The sequence below is a fragment of the Thiobacillus denitrificans genome, assembly GCF_001530125.1.
Classification (GTDB): Bacteria; Pseudomonadota; Gammaproteobacteria; order Burkholderiales; family Thiobacillaceae; genus Thiobacillus; species Thiobacillus denitrificans_C.
On sequence record NZ_LDUG01000049.1, the window covers coordinates 1 to 3,520 of the forward strand.

Here is a 3,520-nt window from a genome sequence, read left to right on the forward strand (position 1 = left end):
TGTTCTAGGTTCCGCTGCAGGCGGTGGATTTCCCCAATGGAACTGTAATTGTCCCAATTGCGATGGTTACCGCCAGGGCAGCAAGCGTGTGAGGGCGCGGACCCAGTCGTCGATCACCGTCAGCGCTGATCAAGATAACTGGGTGCTGTTCAATGCCTCACCCGACATCCTCCAGCAAATTCGCAGCTTCCCCTCATTGCAACCGGCGCGAAGCCTACGCGACACTGCCATTCGCGCCGTCTTCCTGATCGACGCGCAGATTGACCACACCACCGGCCTGTACATGCTGCGCGAGCATCGCCAGCCGCTGGAACTGTGGTGCCACGCGCTGGTGCGCGAAGACCTGATGAGCGGCAACCCGCTGCTCAAGGTGCTCGATCATTACTGCGGCGTCAACTGGCACGATGTGCCGCTGGCCGATGCGGGTTTTGCCATGGACGGCGTGCCGGGGTTGCACTTTACAGCCCTGCCGCTGATCAGCAATGCACCGCCCTATTCACCGCACCGCGACCACCCCCAGCCCGGCGACAACGTCGGCGTGACCATCACCGACTCGGCCTCGGGCAAACGCCTGTTCTACGCCCCGGGTCTGGGCCAGATGGAGCCTCCTGTCTGGGCCGCGATGCAGGCTGCCGACTGCGTGCTGGTCGATGGCACGTTGTGGACCGACGACGAAATGATCACGCTGGGCGCTTCCAAAAAAACCTCGCGCGCCATGGGCCACCTGCCGCAAAGCGGCCCCGGCGGCATGCTGGAGTGGCTCGACCAGTTGCCCGCCAGCACCCGCAAGGTGCTGATTCACATCAACAACACCAACCCCATCCTCGATGAAGACAGCGCGCAGCGGCAGGAGCTCACGCGCCGCGGCATCGAGGTTTCTTTTGACGGCATGGAGATAGATCTGTGAGCAGCACACCCGCACCGTGGAGCCAGGAAGAATTCGAAGCGAAACTGCGCGGCAGGAGCACCAGCTACCACATCCACCACCCGTTCCATGTGATGATGGCCGCTGGCACGCTCACGCGCGCGCAGTTGCAGGGCTGGGTTGCCAACCGCTTTTATTACCAGATATCCATTCCGATCAAAGACGCAGCGATTTTGTCGAACTGCGACGACCGCGAGATCCGACGTGAGTGGATCCAACGCATCCTGGACCATGACGGCTACCACATTGGCGGCATTGACGACCCGGGCGGCATCGAAGCCTGGATCCGGCTGGGCGAGGCGGTGGGCCTGTCGCGCGACGATGTCACCTCCCTGCGCTACCTGGCGCCGGCGGCGCGCTTTGCGGTCGATGCCTACGTCAACTTCGCGCGCCGCCAGCCCTGGCAGGAAGCCGTGGCCTCCAGCCTGACCGAGCTGTTCGCGCCGCACATTCACCAGCAACGCATCGACACCTGGCCGACCCAGTACCCCTGGGTCGACGCCGCCGGCCTGCACTACTTCAAGCAGCGCCTGACGCAAGCCCGGCGCGATGTAGAGCACGGCCTGCGTTTCACGCTGGACTACTTCAGCCAGACCCGCGCCCTGCAGGAGCGCGCGCTGGAGATTTTGCAGTTCAAGCTCGACGTGCTGTGGGCTCTGGCCGACGCCATCATGCTCAGCCAGTGCGAGATCGAAATCAAGGGCCCCAAGGCGAAGGTTGCCCCATGAACGCACCCCAGGCCGCCATCGCTCTGGACGCCCGGCCCCGGGTGGCCGGCCACTTCCGCCTGCAATGGGAAGAAGTGCAGAAGGCCTGGGTGCTGCTCTACCCCGAAGGCATGGTCAAGCTCAACGGCAGCGCCGGCGAGATCATGCAGCGCCTGGATGGCGAGAAAACCGTGCAGGCCCTGATCGATGAACTGGAAAGCAGCTTCGAAACCAGCGGGCTGACGCAGGACGTGCTGGATTTTCTGGCGATTGCACAGCGCCAGGGCTGGGTCAAGCCATGAACGCCGCCTCGGCCGCGACCGGCATCGCCCCCGCCACCCAGCCCGGCCCGCCGCTGTGGCTGCTGGCCGAGCTGACCTACCGCTGCCCGCTGCACTGCGTGTTCTGCTACAACCCGGTGGACTTCGCCAGGACCAGCACCGAGCTGTCGACCGGAGACTGGCTGCGCGTGCTGCGCGAGGCGCGCGCCGCCGGCAGCGTGCAGTGCGGCTTCTCCGGCGGCGAGCCCATGCTGCGCGACGACCTCGAAGAGCTGGTCGCCGAGGCCCACCGCCTGGGCTTCTACACCAACCTGCTGACCTCGGGCGTGGGCCTGACCGAAGCCCGCGCATCAGCGCTGAAGCAGGCCGGGCTGGACCACATCCAGCTCTCGTTCCAGGACTCGACACGCGAGCTCAACGACTTCCTCTCGCACACCAAGACCTTCGACCTGAAACGCCGCACCGCCGGCATCATCAAGTCCCATGGCTGGCCCATGGTGCTCAACTGCGTGATCCACCGGCTCAACATCGACTACATCGAACAGATCATTGAACTGGCGGTGGAGCTCGGCGCCGAGTACCTGGAACTGGCCAACAGCCAGTATTACTCCTGGGCCGAGATCAACCGCGATGGGCTGCTGCCTTCGCGTGAGCAGCTGGAGCGCGCCGAACGCGTCACCAACGACTACCGAGAAAAACTCGGCGACAAGATTCGCATCTTTTTCGTGGTGCCCGACTACTATGAAACCCGCCCCAAGAAATGCATGAATGGCTGGGGTAATGTGTTTTTGACCATCACGCCCGACGGCACGGCGCTGCCTTGCCACACCGCCAAGATGCTCAAGGGCATCACCTTCCCCAATGTGCGGGACATGAGCGTCCAGGACATCTGGTACGCCTCGCCGGGCTTTAACCATTTCCGCGGCGACAGCTGGATGAAGGACCCCTGCCGCAACTGCCCGGAGAAGGAAAAAGACCTGGGCGGCTGCCGCTGCCAGGCCTTCATGCTCACGGGCGATGCGGCCAACGCCGACCCGGTGTGCGACAAGTCGCCGTTTCACCCCGTTGTGCAAGACGCCGTGGCTTACGCCCAAGTGCCCGATGCCCGGCGCACCGTGGTCAAGCCCCTGGTGTTTCGCGATCCCAAGGTTTCGCGCCAACTTGCCGAAGCAAGCAGCACCCCGCTGGGCGCTCACTTGTCCGCGCCGGAAAAGAACAGCCGCTCGCCGCCGATCTTGTAGCCGGCACTGACCCTGGCAAAGCCAAATACCTTGGTGCGAATGAGCATCCCGATTCGGCTACAGGTTGTAGCTCGGATTCATCACGCCCACGCCCACTTTGGCGCTCGATCGCGAGCATAGGGATTACACCGGGGGGTGAAAAAGTTCCCTGTTGTTACAGTTGAGCTGGCGTTCTGACGTTAATCGCTACAACACAATCCCTGGAGACTTTCCTTGATTAAAAAAATTGCCTTCATTGGTTCACTGATCGCCATCAGTGTCGGCCAGGCTGTTGCACAAACAGCCCCGCCCCCGCCGGCCTGGAAACAGGGAATGCCGGCCGATCTGGCCGACTCCAGGCTCGCGCCCCATGCCGGCAAGCTGACG

Annotated in this window: 4 protein-coding genes; all 4 read left to right on the top strand. The window is 63.4% G+C overall.

Annotation, left to right across the window (positions count from 1 at the left end; translation table 11 throughout):
- Window positions 1-907 (top strand): pyrroloquinoline quinone biosynthesis protein PqqB (gene pqqB / locus ABW22_RS15055; protein WP_059758687.1); only part of this gene is annotated, 907 nt, incomplete at its 5' end.
- Window positions 904-1,653, top strand: a complete 750-nt coding sequence (gene pqqC, locus ABW22_RS15060; protein WP_059758675.1) for a pyrroloquinoline-quinone synthase PqqC — start codon at window positions 904-906, stop codon at window positions 1,651-1,653. The genes pqqB and pqqC, both read left to right, overlap by 4 nt.
- Window positions 1,650-1,934: a pyrroloquinoline quinone biosynthesis peptide chaperone PqqD gene (gene pqqD / locus ABW22_RS15065; RefSeq protein ID WP_059758678.1), complete on the top strand. Its 285-nt coding sequence runs from the start codon at window positions 1,650-1,652 to the stop codon at window positions 1,932-1,934. Before pqqC ends, pqqD begins: the two co-directional genes overlap by 4 nt.
- Window positions 1,931-3,154, top strand: a complete 1,224-nt coding sequence (gene pqqE, locus ABW22_RS15070) for a pyrroloquinoline quinone biosynthesis protein PqqE (RefSeq protein WP_059758683.1) — start codon at window positions 1,931-1,933, stop codon at window positions 3,152-3,154. The genes pqqD and pqqE overlap by 4 nt, the downstream gene beginning before the upstream one ends.
- The last annotated feature ends 366 nt before the right edge of the window (window positions 3,155-3,520 follow it).